16 protein-coding genes are annotated in these 17,046 nt (G+C 68.9%); 10 read left to right on the top strand and 6 right to left on the bottom strand.

The window, feature by feature from the left end; all coding sequences use genetic code 11:
- Positions 1-189: 189 nt before the first annotated feature.
- A complete protein-coding gene (locus GGR16_RS03315) occupies positions 190-1,875 on the top strand; it encodes an isovaleryl-CoA dehydrogenase (RefSeq protein ID WP_183315708.1) in 1,686 nt (561 codons plus the stop codon).
- Between the two features lie 15 nt (positions 1,876-1,890).
- On the opposite strand, the gene GGR16_RS03310 is transcribed toward GGR16_RS03315, so the two are convergent.
- Positions 1,891-2,985, bottom strand: a complete 1,095-nt coding sequence (locus GGR16_RS03310; protein WP_246372799.1) for a M48 family metallopeptidase — start codon at positions 2,983-2,985, stop codon at positions 1,891-1,893.
- On the bottom strand, positions 2,957-4,030 hold the full coding sequence (locus GGR16_RS03305) for a YjgN family protein (protein WP_183315707.1): 1,074 nt from the start codon (positions 4,028-4,030) through the stop codon (positions 2,957-2,959). The genes GGR16_RS03310 and GGR16_RS03305 overlap by 29 nt, the downstream gene beginning before the upstream one ends.
- A gap of 295 nt (positions 4,031-4,325) precedes the next feature.
- Between GGR16_RS03305 and rnr the strand changes: the two genes are divergently transcribed.
- The 8 genes from rnr to GGR16_RS03265 all read left to right on the top strand — a co-directional run bounded on the left by rnr (position 4,326) and on the right by GGR16_RS03265 (position 13,143).
- Positions 4,326-6,728 carry a ribonuclease R gene (gene rnr / locus GGR16_RS03300; RefSeq protein WP_425486554.1) on the top strand — a complete coding sequence of 801 codons (2,403 nt, stop codon included), beginning with the start codon at positions 4,326-4,328 and terminating at the stop codon, positions 6,726-6,728.
- Complete coding sequence (locus GGR16_RS03295; RefSeq protein WP_183315705.1) at positions 6,728-7,147, top strand: DUF983 domain-containing protein; 420 nt, start codon at positions 6,728-6,730, stop codon at positions 7,145-7,147. Before rnr ends, GGR16_RS03295 begins: the two co-directional genes overlap by 1 nt.
- 25 nt (positions 7,148-7,172) lie before the next feature.
- Positions 7,173-7,904, top strand: a complete 732-nt coding sequence (locus GGR16_RS03290) for an NUDIX hydrolase (RefSeq protein WP_246372891.1) — start codon at positions 7,173-7,175, stop codon at positions 7,902-7,904.
- 10 nt (positions 7,905-7,914) lie between these two features.
- Positions 7,915-8,259, top strand: coding sequence for an MmcQ/YjbR family DNA-binding protein (locus GGR16_RS03285; protein ID WP_183315703.1), 345 nt, complete (start codon positions 7,915-7,917; stop codon positions 8,257-8,259).
- Between the two features lie 351 nt (positions 8,260-8,610).
- Complete coding sequence (rpoZ, locus tag GGR16_RS03280; protein WP_019401518.1) at positions 8,611-8,994, top strand: DNA-directed RNA polymerase subunit omega; 384 nt, start codon at positions 8,611-8,613, stop codon at positions 8,992-8,994.
- 169 nt (positions 8,995-9,163) lie between these two features.
- Positions 9,164-11,371 carry a RelA/SpoT family protein gene (locus GGR16_RS03275; protein ID WP_019401519.1) on the top strand — a complete coding sequence of 736 codons (2,208 nt, stop codon included), beginning with the start codon at positions 9,164-9,166 and terminating at the stop codon, positions 11,369-11,371.
- Between the two features lie 477 nt (positions 11,372-11,848).
- Entirely contained in the window at positions 11,849-12,496 is a 648-nt protein-coding gene (locus GGR16_RS03270) for a LabA-like NYN domain-containing protein (protein WP_019401520.1), read from the top strand.
- Between the two features lie 14 nt (positions 12,497-12,510).
- On the top strand, positions 12,511-13,143 hold the full coding sequence (locus GGR16_RS03265; protein ID WP_183315702.1) for a uracil-DNA glycosylase: 633 nt from the start codon (positions 12,511-12,513) through the stop codon (positions 13,141-13,143).
- A gap of 6 nt (positions 13,144-13,149) precedes the next feature.
- On the opposite strand, the gene GGR16_RS03260 is transcribed toward GGR16_RS03265, so the two are convergent.
- Positions 13,150-14,004 (bottom strand): LysR substrate-binding domain-containing protein, encoded by an 855-nt coding sequence (locus GGR16_RS03260; RefSeq protein WP_019401522.1) that lies wholly within the window; start codon positions 14,002-14,004, stop codon positions 13,150-13,152.
- Between the two features lie 102 nt (positions 14,005-14,106).
- On the opposite strand from GGR16_RS03260, the gene GGR16_RS03255 reads away from it, so the two are divergent.
- Positions 14,107-15,108, top strand: a complete 1,002-nt coding sequence (locus GGR16_RS03255) for a bile acid:sodium symporter family protein (protein WP_183315701.1) — start codon at positions 14,107-14,109, stop codon at positions 15,106-15,108.
- Positions 15,109-15,117: 9 nt separating this feature from the next.
- Here the strand turns inward: GGR16_RS03255 and GGR16_RS03250 are convergent, their stop codons facing one another.
- The 3 genes from GGR16_RS03250 to dapA are packed head-to-tail and all read right to left on the bottom strand — an operon-like array spanning position 15,118 to position 16,961.
- Entirely contained in the window at positions 15,118-15,501 is a 384-nt protein-coding gene (locus tag GGR16_RS03250; protein WP_183315700.1) for a VOC family protein, read from the bottom strand.
- A 28-nt stretch (positions 15,502-15,529) separates the two neighbouring features.
- Positions 15,530-16,018 (bottom strand): SsrA-binding protein SmpB, encoded by a 489-nt coding sequence (gene smpB, locus GGR16_RS03245; protein ID WP_019401525.1) that lies wholly within the window; start codon positions 16,016-16,018, stop codon positions 15,530-15,532.
- Between the two features lie 49 nt (positions 16,019-16,067).
- On the bottom strand, positions 16,068-16,961 hold the full coding sequence (gene dapA / locus GGR16_RS03240) for a 4-hydroxy-tetrahydrodipicolinate synthase (protein ID WP_183315699.1): 894 nt from the start codon (positions 16,959-16,961) through the stop codon (positions 16,068-16,070).
- Between the last annotated feature and the right edge of the window lie 85 nt (positions 16,962-17,046).

The following is a 17,046-nucleotide window of genomic DNA, read 5'->3' as shown; positions in this document are numbered from 1 at the left end:
CGGCTCTTAAAAATGTCGGAAAGTCGATCATTAATCTTGCAAATACTCGCTCCGTAGAGAGCCGCACGGTGACAAGCGCACGTCCGGCTTGCATTGTTTGCCGATGATGCCATGCCTCGATGGCGCGAGTGGTGAGTGGTCCGATTCGCTCGCGCATGGCGATCTTGTGGCCCGATCTCGAGGAAGAACGTGACCGATACGGCCTCCACGCACGATGTGTTCAACCAGACGCCCCCCTTCACCGACGTCAACCTGGCCGCGCTCGACCAGCCGCTCCTCGACGCGCTGAAGAGCGTCGGCGTCGATGCCATCGGCAACGGGCTCCTGTCCTTCGGCGAAAGCTGCGGCACGGCCGAGCGACTCGACCTCGGCCGCCTCGCCAACGAGAACCCGCCGCGCCTGCGCACCCACGACGCCCAGGGCCGGCGCGCCGACATAGTCGAGTTCCACCCGGCCTATCACGCGCTGATGGAGGCCGGCGTCGAGGCCGGCCTGCACGCCTCGACCTGGGAGGCGGCCGGCAACGGCCGCGCCCATCCGGCGATGAACGGCTCGTCGCACGCGGGCTCTTCTGCCGGCTCCCATGTCGCCCGCGCCGCGCGCCTCTTCATCACGGCGGAGGTGGAGAGCGGCCACGTCTGCCCGCTCACCATGACGCATGCATCGCTGGCAGCCATTGCGGCCTCGCCCGAGCGGCTGCGTGACTGGCTGCCCATGGTGCGCTCGCGCCACTACGATCCGCGCTTCGTCCCCTTCTGGGAAAAGCGCGGCGTCACCGTCGGCATGGGCATGACGGAAAAGCAGGGCGGCACGGACGTGCGCGCCAACACCACCCGCGCGGAGCCCGCGAGCGGCGACGAGTACGAGATCACCGGCCACAAGTGGTTCATGTCGGCGCCGATGTGCGACGCCTTCCTGGTGCTGGCGCAGGCGCCGGGCGGCCTCACCTGCTTCCTGATGCCGCGCTTCCGGCCGGACGGCAACGTCAACGCGCTCCACCTGCAGCGGCTCAAGGACAAGCTCGGCAACCGCTCCAACGCCTCCTCGGAGGTGGAATTCCACAAGGCCTTCGCCTGGCGCGTCGGCGAGGAGGGCAAGGGCGTGCGCACCATCATCGAGATGGTGCAGCTGACCCGCCTCGACTGCGTCGTCGCCTCGGCCGGCCTGATGCGCATGGGCCTCGCGCTCGCCGTGCACCACGCCCGGCACCGCTCGGTCATGCAGCGCAAGCTCGTCGACCAGCCGGTGATGGCGGCCGTCCTCGCCGACCTTGCCCTCGAAAGCGAGGCGGCGACGGCGCTCGCTTTGCGGCTCGCCGCGAGCTTCGACCTCGCCGCCGAGAACGCGCGCGAGGCGGCGCGGGCGCGCATCCTGACGCCGGCGGCGAAGTTCCTCGTGTGCAAGGCGGCGCCGGCCTTCCTCTACGAGGCGATGGAATGCCTCGGCGGCAACGGCTATGTCGAGGAAAGCCCGATGCCCCGCCTCTACCGCGAGGCGCCGGTCAACGCCATCTGGGAGGGCTCCGGCAACGTCATGGCGCTCGACGTGCTGCGTGCGGCCGAGCGTGACGCCGAGGCGATGGCCTCCGTGCTCGTCACCCTCGGCGAGGAGGTCGCCGGCCTCTCCGGCGCGCGGGAGGCGCTGGCGGACGTCGAGGCGATGCTCGCCGGCAGCGAGCGGGAGCGGAACGCGCGCCGCATCGCCGAGACGCTAGCGCTGGTGGCCGCCGCCGCCGCCCTCGCCCGCTCGGCCCCACCGCCGATCGCCGAAGCCTTCGTCCGGACACGCCTCGCCGCCCCACGGCGCGGCTTCGGCGCCAACGACCTCGCGAGTGCCGGGGCGGACCTGCTGCGACGCGCCCTGCCCCTGCTCTAGGGACGGCGGCGCCGCTCAGTCGCGCAGCTGGCTCTCGGCTTCGCGGCGCAGCCGGTCGATGCGCTCGCCGGTGGCCGGGTGGGTGGAGAGCAGGCCACCGCCGCCTGCCCCGAGCTCCTCTTCCAGACGCGCGAAGAGCCGTCCGAGAGCGAGCGGATCACGGCCGGCACGCGCCATCAGCGCGGCGCTGTAGCGGTCGGCCTCATGCTCGTGGTCGCGCGAATAGGACAGCGTCACGAGCAGCGAGCCCTGCATCAGCAGGTCCTCAACCGCGGCGCCGATATCGCCGCCGGCAAGCATGATCAGCCCCGACAGGCCGGCGGCGAGATAGAGTCGACGCAGGCTGTGCTCGTGCTCCACGTGGCCGATCTCGTGCGCCAGCACGCCCAGGATCTCGTCCTCACTTTGGGCCAACTCGACGAGTTCGTCCGTGAGGATGATGGCGCCGTCCGGCAGCGCGAAGGCATTGGCACCGATGCGGCCGCCCCGCCGGAGGTGAAGGGTGAAGCCCTCGGCCTTGCGCGGGGAAAGGTCGGCGAGGTCGCGGAACTGGCGCTTCAGCGAATCCTGTACACCCTCCCCGAGCGCGGAAGGCGCCAGCAGCGAATGGTCGAGCGTCGCGAGCACGCTGCGCCCCATCATCTGCGGGGCGACCGGCGGCGTGACCGCCACGGCGACCTCGACCATCACCGGCAGGGCATAGCGGTAGGTCGCGAAGCACAGCGCCACGATCATGGCGACGACGACGAGGAGGCGCGGATGGAAGCGCTCCAGCGCCGCGACGAAGCCGTAGCCGGCACCGTGCCGGCGCTGCAGCCAGCGGTCGAGTGCGTCGTTGTCGTGGGAGACGAAGACGCTGCCGTCAGGCAGGACGACGCGGCGCGGGATCGACCCGACCCGCGCCGAGACCTCCACCTCTGTCTCCAGGCCCGTGGCGAGCGCCACCTCGGCCGCCACGTCGGCGGGCACGATCTCGACGCGCCCGCGGTCGGCGACGAGCCGTGCGGGCACGGCCCGGCTGCCGCCCGGCGGATGCCACGTGCCGTCACAGGCGAAGGGCTGCTCCGCCTCCGTCGCCGCGTCAGAGGGCAAAGTCGAAGCCTTCCACATCCATGAACTCCGCTCCGACGGCCGAACCGCTCACGACGATCCCGCTCAGGTAGTCGTCGAGCGAGCCGGCGACGACGAGCGCGGTTGCGGCGGCGTTGTAGCGCGCCATGCGCACCGCCGCCCAGGGCCGCGCCAGCCCGAGCGAGAAGACCGTGGCGAGGAGATTGGTGATGGCGATGAAGGCATAGCGGCCGCGCGACAGCGTGGAGCGGAAGCGATGCTGGCCGTCGAGCACCGTGGCGCCAAGCGCGACGTTGCGCACGCCGGCGTGGTAGACGAGGCCTGCCGTGCCGTAGAACAGGACGAGATAGGCGACGATGCCGATGGGGATGATCACGGACAGCACGCGGCGCAGGTCGTCATAGCCCATGGCCTGCAGCAGCGACGACGCCTTCAGCGCGACGACGCCGCCGGCGACGAGCACCAGCCCGCAGACGACGAGCAACGCCGGCAGCCACCATTGGCGATAGAGCGCGCGCACGCTCGGCTCGCAGGCGACACCGCGGCCGCCGTAGCGCAGGTTGCCGACCACGTAGCGCCACAGCCAGCGCGAGGTGACGGGGGCGAGAATGCCGAGCGAGAGCACGGCAATAACCGGGCCGAGGACGAAGGCCCTGGCCGCGCCCCAGTAGCCGCCGGCGAAGTCGAACCGCACGTTGCGGAAGCTCGTGACGCGGGCGTTGAAGCGCAGTCCGCGCTGCAGCAGCCAGGGCACGACCGGCAGCAGAACGAGGCTGACGGCCAGGCCGGCGAGCGGGGCGAGATTGGCGAGGACGTTGTAGATGACGATCGCCGTGACCACGATGATGCGGCCGATGAGGATCTTCACCGGCCGCGCGTGATAATCGAAGCTGCTGCCGGCAAGACGGGTGCTGCCATAGAAATAGCGCATGCGCCGCACCTTGGCCCAGGCGGAGTAGATGCCGAGCGTCACGATCGTCAGCAGCACGTTGACGATCCAGATGCCGAAATATTCTCGGGCCGACCCCGCGAAGGTGAATTGTTCGATACGCCCGCCAGCCGGCATCGCCGCTGCGCGCGGCATTGCTGAAATATCGTTCATTTAAGCCCCAACCCCGAAAACAACCGCCGTCAGCTATTGGGCAACCGCTTCACTGTCAATCGGCATGTTTTCGAGTTGTTCTCATGTGGCTGCTGAGTAAAACTTTAGGAAAACCCGGCCCAGCCGGATATTCTCACCCTGCCGTGCGCTTGGAACCCGTGCCGCTGCCACCGCATTCGGTCAGCGCAGGCCGCCGGCCGCCGCGGCGGGATGGCCGCTGTAGCCTTTGCGCGCCGCTCATGCGAGAACAGACCCAACGACCGATTGGACAAGAACCTTGGCCCGACGCCTGAAGCCCCCGAAAGCCACCCACCACCACAGCCCCGTCCGCGGCGATGCGCACATGCCGACGAAGGAGGCCATCGCCGCCTTCATCGCCGAATCGCCCGGCAAGGTCGGCAAGCGCGAGATCGCGCGCGCCTTCGGCATCGGCGGCGGCGAGCGTATCTGGCTGAAGCGCATGCTGCGCGAACTGGAGGACGAGGGCGTCATCGACCGGCGGCGCAAGGTGCTGCACAAGGCCGGGCGCCTGCCGCCCGTCGTGCTCGCCGACATCACCGGCCGCGACGCCGACGGCGAGCTCGTCGCCGAGCCGGCGGAGTGGAGCACGGAGGAGGACGGCAAGGCGCCGCGCATCATCATTGCCCCGTCCCGCCGGCAGCGCGCCGGCGAGCCGGCCCCGGGCGTCGGCGACCGGGCGCTGGTGCGCGTCGAGCCGGCCGGGGAAGAAGGCCCGCAGGTCTACACCGGGCGCATCATCAAGCTCATCGCCAAGATGAAGGCCCAGGTGCTCGGCGTCTACCGGGTCAACCGCGAGCGCGGCGGCAGCTATCTCGTGTCCGTCGACAAGAAGTCGCTCGGGCGGGAGATCATCATTCCAGCCGGCGCCGAGGGCGAGGCGGAGGACGGCGACCTCGTCAGCGTCTCCGTCGCGCGCGGCACGCGCCTCGGCCCGCCGCAGGCCAAGGTGCGCGAGCGTCTCGGCTCCCTCAAGTCCGAGCGCGCCATCAGCCTCGTCGCCATCCACGCCCACGGCATCCCGCACGTCTTCCCGCCGGCGGTGCTGCGCGAGGCGGAGGCGGCGAAGCCCGCGACGCTTGCGGGACGCGAGGACTGGCGCGCGCTGCCGCTCGTCACCATCGACCCCGCCGATGCCAAGGATCACGACGACGCCGTCCACGCGGAGCCGGACGAGGACCCGGACAATCCGGGCGGCCATGTCCTGCACGTCGCCATCGCCGATGTCGCTGCCTATGTGACGCCGGGCTCGGCGCTCGACCGGGAGGCGCTGGAGCGCGGCAACTCGGTCTATTTCCCCGACCGGGTCGTGCCGATGCTGCCCGAGCGCATCTCGAACGACCTGTGCTCGCTGCGCCCGGGCGAGGATCGGCCGGCGCTCGCCGTGCGCATCGTCATCGACGCGAGCGGCCGCAAGAAGCGCCACAGCTTCCACCGCGTGCTCATGCGCTCGGCCGCCAAGCTCGCCTATCCGCAGGCGCAGAAGGCCATCGACGGCAGGCCGGACGAGGTGACGGACACGCTCGTCGAACCCGTTCTGAGACCGCTGTGGGCCGCCTATCACGCGCTCGCCCGCGCCCGCGACGCACGCGAGCCGCTGGCGCTCGACCTGCCGGAGCGCAAGCTCATCCTCAAGGAGGACGGTACGGTCGACCACGTGCTCATTCCCGAGCGGCTCGACGCGCACCGGCTGATCGAGGAATTCATGATCCTCGCCAATGTCTGCGCCGCCGAGACGCTGGAGAAGAGCGACCTCGCCTTCACCTACCGCGTGCACGACGAGCCCTCGCTCGAGAAGATGCGCGTGCTCGGCGAGGTGCTCGCCTCCATCGGCCTCAAGCTGCCGAAGGGCGGCGTGCTGCACCCGTCCCTCTTCAACCGCATCCTCGCCTCGGTGGACAAGACCCCGCACCGGGCCTTCATCAACGAGATCGTGCTGCGCTCGCAGGCGCAGGCCGAATATTCGACGGACAATTACGGCCACTTCGGCCTGGCGCTGCGCCGCTACGCCCACTTCACCTCGCCCATCCGCCGCTATGCCGATCTCATCGTGCACCGCTCCCTCATCCGCCACCTGAAGCTCGGCGATGGCGGCCTGCCCGCCTCGACGACGCGGGAGGAGATGGCGGAGGTCGCGGCGCGCATCTCGGCGGCGGAGCGGCGCGCCATGGCGGCCGAGCGCGAGACCATCGACCGGCTCATCGCCCACTACATGGCCGACCATGTCGGCGCGACCTTCGAGGGGCAGATCGCGGGCGTGACCGGCGCGGGGCTCTTCGTGAAGCTCGACCACACCGGCGCCGACGGCTTCATCCCGGCAGCGACGCTGGGCGCCGACTACTTCCGCTTCGACGAGCGGCAACATGCCCTCGTCGGCTCCCGCTCGGGCGAGGTCTTCCGCCTCGGCGACCGGGTGACGGTGCGCCTCGTCGAAGCCGCGCCCGTGGCCGGCGCCCTGCGCTTCGAGATGCTCAGCGACGGCAAGGCCGGCGCGCGACAGAGCGCCCAATTGCGCGCGCGCAGCCGCAATGCCAAATCCTTCCGGCCCGGCAAGAGCGCCAAGGCGGCCGAGCGGGCAGCCGCTCGCAAGGCGGCCCGGCAGAAAGGCGCGCGCAACAACCGGGCGAAACAGGATACGACATGGCCCCGACGGGACGATTGATGAATGCCTTCGAGGAGCGGCGCGACTGGCAGGGCGCGATCAAGCGCGGCCTTGCCTGCCGCTGCCCGGCCTGCGGCCGCGGCCGCCTGTTCTCGGGCTTCCTCAAGGTCAGGCCGCAGTGCGAGGCCTGCGGCGAGGACCTGTCGCACCACCGGTCCGACGACCTGCCGCCCTATATCGTCATCACCATCGTCGGCCACGTCGTCGTGGGCGCCAACCTCACCATCGAGAGCGCGGCCGAGTGGCCGCTGTGGACGCACATGGTGCTGTGGCCCCTGCTCGCCCTCGGCATGTGCCTTGCGCTGCTGCAGCCGGTGAAGGGCGGGGTCGTCGGCTACCAGTGGGCGCTGCGCATGCACGGCTTCGGCGACAACGCCGACGAGGAAGCGCCGCTGCGCATGAGCGGCAATGAAGGATAACGCGGTGAGCGACCACGCCCGGCATCTGTCGACGACCGAACTCCTGACGAATGCGCCGCGGGAGCGGCGCTGGGACAACCAGCGCCCCAGGGACGCGGCGACGCTCATCATCATCGACCGGCGCGGCCGCACGCCGAAGGTGCTGATGGGCCGGCGGCACGAAGGCCACAAGTTCATGCCCGGCAAGTTCGTCTTCCCCGGCGGGCGCATCGAGGCCGGGGACCGGGCGATGCCGGTGGCCGGCATGCTCAACCCGGCCGCCGAGATGCGCCTCGTCTCCCGCGTCACGCGCCCCAGCCTCGTGCGTGCCAGGGCGCTTGCGCTCGCCGCGGTGCGCGAGACCTTCGAGGAGACCGGGCTCATCATCGGCTCGCGCGACTACGGCCCGCCGGAGAGCGCGCCGGAGGGGCCGTGGCGAGCCTTTCTCGAGCACGGCATCTTTCCCGATCTCGAGACGCTGCAGTTCGTCGCCCGCGCCATCACGCCGCCGCGCCGGCCCAAGCGCTTCGACACGCGCTTCTTCGCCGTGGACGCGACCGCCATCGCCGCCACCGTTCCGGACATCGTCGGGCCGCAGTCGGAGCTCACCGAGCTCGCCTGGGTGTCGCTGCGCGACGCCAAGCGCCTCGACCTGCCCACGATCACGCATGTGATCATCGAGGAACTGGAGGCGCGCATCGCCGGCGGCTTCGCGCCGGAGCTGCCCGTGCCGTTCTATTACGAACGCCGTGGACGCTTCGTCCGCGAGGAGCTGTGAGGGGGGTCCCGTGACGGTGGAGCCGGTCGATCTGCTGCGCCGCATCTGCCTCGCCCTGCCCGAGGCCGAGGAGAAGGAAACCTGGGGCGGCCCCACGTTCCGCATCCGCGACAAGATCTTCGCCATGCCGAGGAGCGGCGACGGCCGCCCCTCGCTGTGGTGTAAGGCGCCGCCCGGCAGCCAGATGGTGCTCGTCGGCGCCGACCCGGCGCGCTTCTTCGTGCCGCCCTACGTCGGCCACAAGGGCTGGATCGGCATGCGCCTCGACGACGGCGCCGACTGGACCGAGGTCGAAGCCATCGTGCGCCGCAGCTACCGCATGACGGCGCCGAAGCGGCTCGCGGCGGGAGTGTGAGGGATCAAGCGGCAGTCGGCAGTCGGCAGTCGGCAGTCGGCAGTCGGCAGTCGGCAGTCGGCAGTCGAAGCGGATGGCAGACCGCGGCAACCGGAAGCAACCTCGTTTCCCGGACGCATGCAGCGAAGCGGAATGCGAGCCGGGAACCAGCGCGAGAATCCGCCGCAGGCGCTGCTTGAATAGGCCCCGGCTCAGCACCGCATCATTTCATGCTGCGGTGCGTCCGGGGCACGAGCGCGTGCGCCGGCCCTTCCGCCGCCCGCCGCCTCGCCGCCCCTTGCGCTCGCGGGCCCGCGGGTGTAGGTAGCGCGTTCGATCCGTAACATTTTGTCGCTTGAGAGGGAGCCCAGCATGGCTCGCGTTACCGTCGAGGATTGCATCGACAAGGTCGACAACCGCTTCGACCTCGTGCTCCTCGCTGGCCATCGTGCCCGCATGATCTCCGCCGGCGCTCCGCTGACGGTCGACCGCGACCGTGACAAGAACCCGGTGGTGGCCCTGCGCGAGATCGCGGACGAGACCGTCTCGCCGGAAGACCTGAAGGAAGACCTCATCCACTCGATGCAGCGCTACGTCGAGGTCGACGAGCCGGAGGCGGACGCCGTGCCGCTGATCGGCACGCCGTCGTCGAGCGGCGACGACAGCGACGTGCAGTTCGACCGGATGAGCGAGGAAGACCTGCTGCGCGGCCTCGAGGGCCTCGTCCCGCCGGCCGACAGCGGCGACGACGACTGACCGGCACGCTGCGACGCCAGCGGTTGGCTGGAAAGCCCGGCACCCAGCCGGGCTTTTTTCGTTGGCGGACGCAAGCTGCGGCGTCGAGGCGCTGTGCAAGCCCTTGCGCCACCGGCCTATCTTCATGATATCTTTTGAAAAATTGAGAACTGATCCCGGTCACCGGCCCATGATGCGGCAGTATGAGCTCGTCGAGCGTGTCAAACGTTATCATCCGGATGCGGACGAGGCCTTGCTCGACCGGGCCTATGTCTATGCCATGCGGGCGCACGGCCAGCAGAAGCGCGCCTCGGGCGACCTGTTCTTTTCCCATCCCCTCGAGGTCGCGGCCATCCTGACGGACCTCAGGCTCGACGATTCAACCATCGTCGCCGCCGTCCTGCACGACACGATCGAGGACACCGACGCCACGCGCGAAGAGATCGACCGCATGTTCGGTCAGGAGATCGGCGCGCTGGTGGACGGCCTCACCAAGATCAAGAAGCTCGACTTCGTGTCGAAGAAGGCCAAGCAGGGCGAGAACTTCCGCAAGCTGCTGCTCGCCATCGCCGCCGACGTGCGCGTGCTGCTCGTCAAGCTGGCCGACCGGCTGCACAATATGCGCACCCTGCACTACGTGGTGCCGGAAAAGCGCCTGCGCGTCGCCGAGGAGACGCTGGAGATCTATGCCCCGCTCGCCGGGCGCATGGGCATCCAGGAAATGCGCGACGAACTGGAGGATCTCTCCTTCCGTTACCTGAAGCCGGAGGCCTACGAGACGATCACCCGCCGGCTCGAGGAAGTGGCCCAGCGCAACGGCCCGCTGATCGACACCATCGAGCGCGACCTGATGGCCCGGCTCGCCGAACGGGGCATCGCGGCGAAGGTGACCGGCCGGCGCAAGCGGCCCTATTCCATCTGGCGCAAGATGGAGCGCAAGTCCGTCGCCTTCGAGCAGCTCTCCGACATCTTCGGCTTCCGCGTCCTCGTCGACAGCCTCGACGACTGCTACCGGGCGCTCGGCGTGGTGCACACCACCTGGCCGATGGTGCCCGGGCGCTACAAGGACTACATCTCGACGCCGAAGCAGAACGACTATCGCTCGATCCACACGACGGTGATCGGGCCCGGGCACCAGCGCGTCGAACTGCAGATCCGCACCGCCGAGATGCACGAGATCGCCGAGTACGGCATCGCGGCACACGCCCTTTACAAGGACGGGCGCACCGGCGCCGGCGGCACGCTGATGAACGAGAGCCGGGCCTATCAGTGGCTGCGGCGCACGGTCGACCTCCTCGCCGAGGGCGACAGCCCGGAGGAGTTCCTCGAGCACACCAAGCTCGAGCTCTTCCACGACCAGGTCTTCTGCTTCACGCCCAAGGGGCGGCTCATCGCCCTGCCCCGCGGCGCGACACCCATCGACTTCGCCTATGCCGTGCACACGGACGTCGGCAACACGGCGGTCGGCGCCAAGATCAACGGCCGAATCGCGCCGCTGCTGTCGGAGCTGCAGAACGGCGACGAGGTCGAGATCGTGCGCGCGGAGGGACAGGTGCCGCCGGCGGCCTGGGAATCGCTCGTCGTCACGGGCAAGGCGCGCGCCGCCATCCGCCGCGCCACACGCAGCGCCGTGCGCCGGCAATATGCGGGCCTCGGCCGCCAGATCCTCGACCGGGCCTTCGAGCGCGCCGGCAAGGCCTTCTCCGACGACAAGCTGAAGGCGGCGCTGCCGCGGCTCGCACGGCAGTCGATCGACGACGTGCTCGCCGCCGTCGGACGCGGCGAGATGTTCTCGGGCGATGTGGTGCAGGCCATCTACCCGGAATACCGGGAGGACCGGAAGCCGAGCAGCGACAGCGCCAACGGCGTCGGCTGGTTCGACATCAAGGGCGGGGACAACCTGCGCTTCAAGGTGCCCGGCACCGGCGGGGAGGAAGGCCCGAGCTGCGCCATCCCCATCCGCGGCCTCAACGGCGACCTGCCGGTGCGCTTCGCGCCGGAGGGCGGCGCCGTGCCGGGGGACCGCATCGTCGGCATCCTGACGCCGGGCGAAGGCATCACCATCTACCCCATCCAGTCCCCCTCCCTCGCCGCCTTCGAGGATGCGCCGGACCGCTGGCTCGACGTGCGCTGGGCGGTGGAGGACAGCAACCGGCAGCGTTTTCCCGCGCGGATCGCGCTCAACTCCATCAACGAACCGGGCACGCTCGCTACGGTTGCGCAGGTGATCGCCGAGCATGACGGCAATATCGACAACGTCATCATGCGCCGCAGGACGCCGGATTTCACCGATCTGACGATCGATGTGTCCGTGTGGGACTTGAAACACCTCAACGCCATCATCGGCGAACTTCGCGCAAAGCGTGTGGTGAGCAAGGTAACTCGCGTCACGGGCTGAAAATTCTGCACGCGGCGTGGCACGCAGCGCATGACAAGCCCCCGCAACTCGTCTAGTAGATATAGACAAGTTTAAATGTACGGGTGACGGGCGGCCGGCTTCGCACGGAGCATGCCCGAAGTCGCCGGGAGATGCAGCAGCGGGCGCTCGGCAGGCGTGAACGAAGACCTTCCGCAGGCCTGCTCGCGCCGGCGAGCCGGATGCGGCAAGGCAGGGCTCTATTGCAGCGCAGCGTTCGCGAAGAGTCGTCCTTTGTTGACCCAGAAGCCGGGAATGGTAGAAATAACAGAATAATATTTACGATGCTGTTACGTTTAGCCGCTCTACCTTGCCCCCAAATGCTGGATAAGCCAACGGGGTCGCAGAATGTCCATGAGCGTCAATTGTTCCATAATTCGCCATGGACCGCACGAGCCGAGACGTAGACCAGAAACGCCAGCGCCCCACCTGAAACCAAAAGACCCCCGAGTATAATCCATGAGCAGCAAGCAGCGTATCGCACTGTTTATCGACGGCGCCAATCTCTACGCAACGACCAAGACACTTGGATTCGATATCGATTATAAACGGCTCTTAAAAGAGTTCCAGGACAGGGGGCGCCTGGTCAGGGCTTTCTATTACACGGCGATGATCGAGGATCAGGAATATTCTTCGATTCGACCGCTGATCGACTGGCTGGATTACAACGGCTATCGCGTGGTGACGAAGCCGACCAAGGAATTCGTGGATTCCTCCGGGCGTCGCAAGGTCAAGGGCAACATGGACATCGAGCTCGCCATCGACGCGCTCGAGCTCGCGCCCTTCATCGACGAAATGGTGCTGTTCTCCGGCGACGGCGACTTCCGTTCGCTCGTCGAGGCCATGCAGCGGCGCGGCGTGCGCGTGTCGGTGGTTTCCACCATCTCGACCCAGCCGCCGATGATCGCGGACGAGTTGCGCCGCCAGGCCGACGAGTTCGTCGAGATCATGCAGCTCGAGCCCCGCATCGGCCGTGACCCGGCCGAGCGCATGCAGCGCATGCAGCACGGCGGCTTCGAGGACAGCCCGCGCGGCCGCGGGCTCGAGCGGCGCTACGGCATCCGCCAGACGCCGCCGGAGAGGGATGACGGCGGCAACGAGGGCTGATACCCCTGCCCCGCATGATCGAGCCTTCGTCCGACTGCCCGCAATGCCCGCGGCTCGTCGCCTTCCGCGACGAGTGGCGCGCGCGTGAGCCCCTCTGGCACAACGCGCCCGTCCCCTCCTTCGGGGACAAGGGCGCGCGCCTCCTCATCGTGGGCCTCGCGCCCGGCCTGCGCGGGGCCAACCGCACCGGCCGGCCGTTCACCGGCGATTATGCGGGCGATCTCCTCTACGAGACGCTGTCGGACTTCGGCTTCTCGTCCGGCGTCTTCGCCGCGCGGCCGGACGACGGCCTGCAGCTCAAGGGAGCGCTGCTGACGAACGCCGTGCGCTGCGTGCCGCCGGAGAACAAGCCGACCGGCCCCGAGATCAAGACCTGCCGCAGCTATCTCGCCGCCACCATAGCCTCGCTGCCGGAGCTCAGCGCCATCCTGGCGCTCGGCCGCATCGCCCACGAAAGCACGGTGCGCGCGCTCGGCGCCTCGCCCGGCAAGGTACCCTTCGCGCATCAGGCGGCGCACGACATCGGTCGCGTTCGCCTCTTCGACAGCTATCACTGCTCCCGCTACAACACGAACACCGGCCGCCTGACGCGGGACATGTTCCGCGCCGTCTTCACCGACATGAAGGCCTATCTCGACGCCCGGTGAGGCACCTCACATGGACAGGCGGGCGTTGCCGGCGAGGATGTCCGCCGCGAGCTCCCGCGCCGGCCCGGTGAATTCCCGGCCGGCCGCGGCCAAAACGAACTCCACCTCCTCCAGCTCCGGCAGATGACGCCCGGCGCGCAGCTCCACCAGCCCGGCGGGCAGCATGCTGCGCGGCTGCACGAGGACGCCGAGGCCGGCCACCGCGGCCGCACGCAGGCCGCTCAGGCTGCCGGAGGTGCAGACGATCCGCCACGGCACGTTCGCCCGCTCCAGCGCCTCGATGGCCACCGCCCGCGTGATGCTGGGCGGGGGAAAGGCGATGAGCGGCACCGGCCGGTCCGGGACGACGAGGGCCGGATTGGCCGCGGCCCAGACCAGCGCCTCGCGGCGCACGAGCGTGCCCTGCTCCTGGCCGATGCGCCGCTTGGCGAGCACGAGGTCGAGCTCGCCCGCCTGCAGCATCTCGTTGAGAATGCCGCTGAGCGCGACCGTGATCTCGAGATCGACGGAAGGGTTGCGCCGGGCGAAGTCGCCGAGCACCTCGGCGAGGCGCGACAGGACGAAATCCTCCGAGGCGCCGAAGCGCAGCTTGCCGCGCAGCTCCGCCCCCTCGAAATAGCGCTCGACCCGGCGGTTCATCTCCAGGATGTTGCGCGCGAAGCCCAGCATCGCCTCCCCGTCCGGCGTCAGCGTCACGGAATGGGTATCGCGCGCCACGAGCCGCCGGCCGACCGCCTCCTCCAGCCTGCGCACATGCTGGCTCACCGTGGACTGGCCGATGGCGAGGAGACGCCCGGCGCCGGTGAAGCTGCGCGCCTCGGCGACGGCCGCGAAGGTGCGCAGGAGCACGGGATCGTACATGGCTATCTCATTCCGCGATGACTGATATCCGCATCAGCACAATTCCAAATAATCCAGCCGCAGGCTAGATGTGCCGCCGAGGCTCTCAACCGAGGTGGCATCATGTTGCGGCTCCTGGCGGACAGGTTTCTTCTCGCGCTCCTCGGCGTCGTCGCGCTGTCGAGCGTCCTGCCGGTGCGCGGCGCGCTGGTGGAGCCGTTCAGCATCGCCACCGACATCGCCATCGCGCTCGTCTTCTTCCTGCAGGGCGCGCGCCTGTCGCGGGCGACCGTCATCGCGGGGTTCACGCACTGGCGGCTCCATCTCATGGTGTTCGCCGCCACCTTCGTGCTCTTCCCGCTCCTCGGGCTCGCCGCCGGTCTCCTCGTGCCGACGCTGCTCAGCCCGGCGCTCTATGCGGGCATCCTCTTCCTGTGCGTCCTGCCGTCGACGATCCAGTCGTCGATCGCCTTCACCTCGATCGCGCACGGCAACGTCTCGGCGGCCGTCTGCTCGGCCTCCGCCTCCAACATCCTCGGCATGTTCCTGACGCCGCTCCTCGTCGGGCTGCTGTTCAGCGCGCGCGGCAGCGGGCCGTCGCTGGAGGCCGTCGGCAGCATCCTCGTGCAGCTGCTCCTGCCCTTCGTCGTCGGACAGGTCCTGCAGCCGAAGATCGGCAAGTGGGTGATCGAGAACCGCCGCATCCTCGGCCTCGTCGACCGCGGCTCCATCCTGCTCGTCGTCTATATCGCCTTCAGCCACGCGGTGGTGGACGGGCTGTGGCACAAGCTATCGGCGCTCGACCTCGCGGTCATGGTGGGCGTCGACGTGGTGCTGCTCGCCCTCGTGCTCGCCGTCACGACCGCGTCCGCGCGGCTTCTCGGCTTCAGCCGCGAGGACGAGATCACCATCGTCTTCTGCGGCTCCAAGAAGAGCCTCGCGAGCGGCGTGCCGATGGCGAAGGTCATCTTCGCCGGGCAGGACACCGGCATCATCCTGCTGCCGCTGATGCTCTTCCACCAGATCCAGCTGATGGCCTGCGCGGTGCTGGCGCGGCACTATGCCGACCGGCGGCTCAAGGAGATGGAAGACGAGGAGGAGGAGGCGCTGCCGGCGCAAGCCTGACGGCGCGCCTCAGGCGTAGGCGATGAACTCGAGCAGCGAGCCGTCGGGGTCGCGGAAATAGACGCTGGTGCCATGGCCGCGCGCGCCAAAGCGCTCCACCGGGCCGAGCTCGACGGCGACGTCATGGGCGGCGAGATGGGCGAGCGCCTCCTCGATCGTGCCGTGCCATTCGAAGCACAGATCGCTGTTGCCCGGCATCACCGGCAGCCGCGCCCGCGGCTCGCCGAGCTGGCCGGGGCCATGGCAGTTGAGCTGCATGGCGCCGAAGCGGAAGGCGAAGCCGTTGCGCACCGGCACCGCCTCGGCGCCGAGCACGTCGCAATAGAACTTGCGCGACACCGACCAGTCGGACACGTGGATCACGCAATGGTCGAACGAGATATGCTTCGTCAAAGGCTCCTCCCCAGCCGCTGACCGGACCTCAGCCGCGCTCGCGCAGCACGCGCGCCTTCTCGCGCTCCCAGGTGCGCTGCTTCTCGGTCTCGCGCTTGTCGTGCAGCTTCTTGCCGCGGGCGAGGCCGAGCTCCACCTTGGCGCGGCCGCGCTCGTTGAAATAGACGCGCAGCGGAATGACCGTGAAGCCCTCGCGTTGGGTGGCACCGAGCAGCTTGTTGATCTGCCGGCGGTGCAGCAGCAGCCGGCGCGGGCGCCGCGTCTCGTGGTTGAAGCGGTTGGCCTGCAGATATTCCGGGATATAGGCGTTGAACAGGAAGAACTCGTTGCCCGACGGCCCGGCATAGGCCTCGCCGATCGTGGCCTTGCCCTCGCGCAGCGACTTCACTTCCGTGCCCGTCAGCGCGATGCCGGCCTCGATGTTCTCGAGGATCTCGTAGTTGAACCGCGCCTTGCGGTTGTCCGCCACCACGCGCGGCCCGGGCGTCTTGTTGTTCTTCGCTGACACGTCACCCATCCCCGTTCGCCGCAGCGGCTCTCGCCGCCGCGGCGGACATGGTCATTTCTCAAGCGTTGATCAAGCCCGCGTGCACCATGGCGGCACGCATCTGGCGCTTGGTCGCCTCCGTCACCGGCACGAGCGGCAGGCGCGTCTCCTCGCTCATGCGGCCGAGGATGGACAGGCCGTACTTCGCCGGCGACGGATTGGTCTCGACGAAGAGCGCCGTGTGCAGAGGCATCAGCCGGTCCTGGATGGCGAGGGCCGCCTTGTAGTCGCCCCTGAGGCACGCCTCCTGGAACTCCGAGCACAGCTTCGGGGCAACGTTCGCCGTCACCGAGATGCAGCCGTGGCCGCCGTGGGCCATGAAGCCGAGCGCCGTCGCATCCTCACCCGAGAGCTGGTTGAACTCCGGCCCCATCGCCTCGCGCTGCAGGCTGACGCGCGCCACATTGGCCGTCGCGTCCTTGACGCCGGTGATGTTCTTCAGCTCCGACAGGCGCTTCATGGTGTCGACGCTCATGTCGATCACCGACCGGCCGGGGATGTTGTAGATGAGGATCGGGATGCCGACGGCATCGTTGATGGCCTTGAAGTGCTGGTAGAGCCCTTCCTGGGTCGGCTTGTTGTAGTAGGGCGTGACGACGAGCAGCCCGTCGGCGCCGGCCTCCTCGGCGTGGCGCGCGAGGTCGATGGCCTCGGCCGTGTTGTTCGAGCCGGCCCCGGCGACGACCGGCACCTTGCCCCTCGCCTCCGCGATGCACCAGGCCACCACCTGCTTGTGCTCGTCGTGGGTCAGTGTCGGGCTCTCGCCCGTCGTGCCCACGGGCACGAGGCCGTGCGTGCCGTTCTCGATCTGCCACGCGACATGCCCGCGAAAGGCCGCCTCGTCCAGTTTCCCGTCCCTGAACGGCGTCACGAGCGCTGTCAGTGAACCGGTGAAGAGGCGATGCGTCGTCATTACTGTCGCTCCAAAACGCAGCTGCGTTCGTTGTCCTTGCGGGAATGGCGCATGGTCGGACGGCCATACGTCTGCCGCAGTCATA

Source organism: Chelatococcus caeni (assembly GCF_014196925.1).
Lineage (GTDB): Bacteria > Pseudomonadota > Alphaproteobacteria > Rhizobiales > Beijerinckiaceae > Chelatococcus_A > Chelatococcus_A caeni.
The sequence above is the reverse complement of the archived record's forward strand: the minus strand, read 5'-3'. Positions and strand labels throughout refer to the sequence as shown.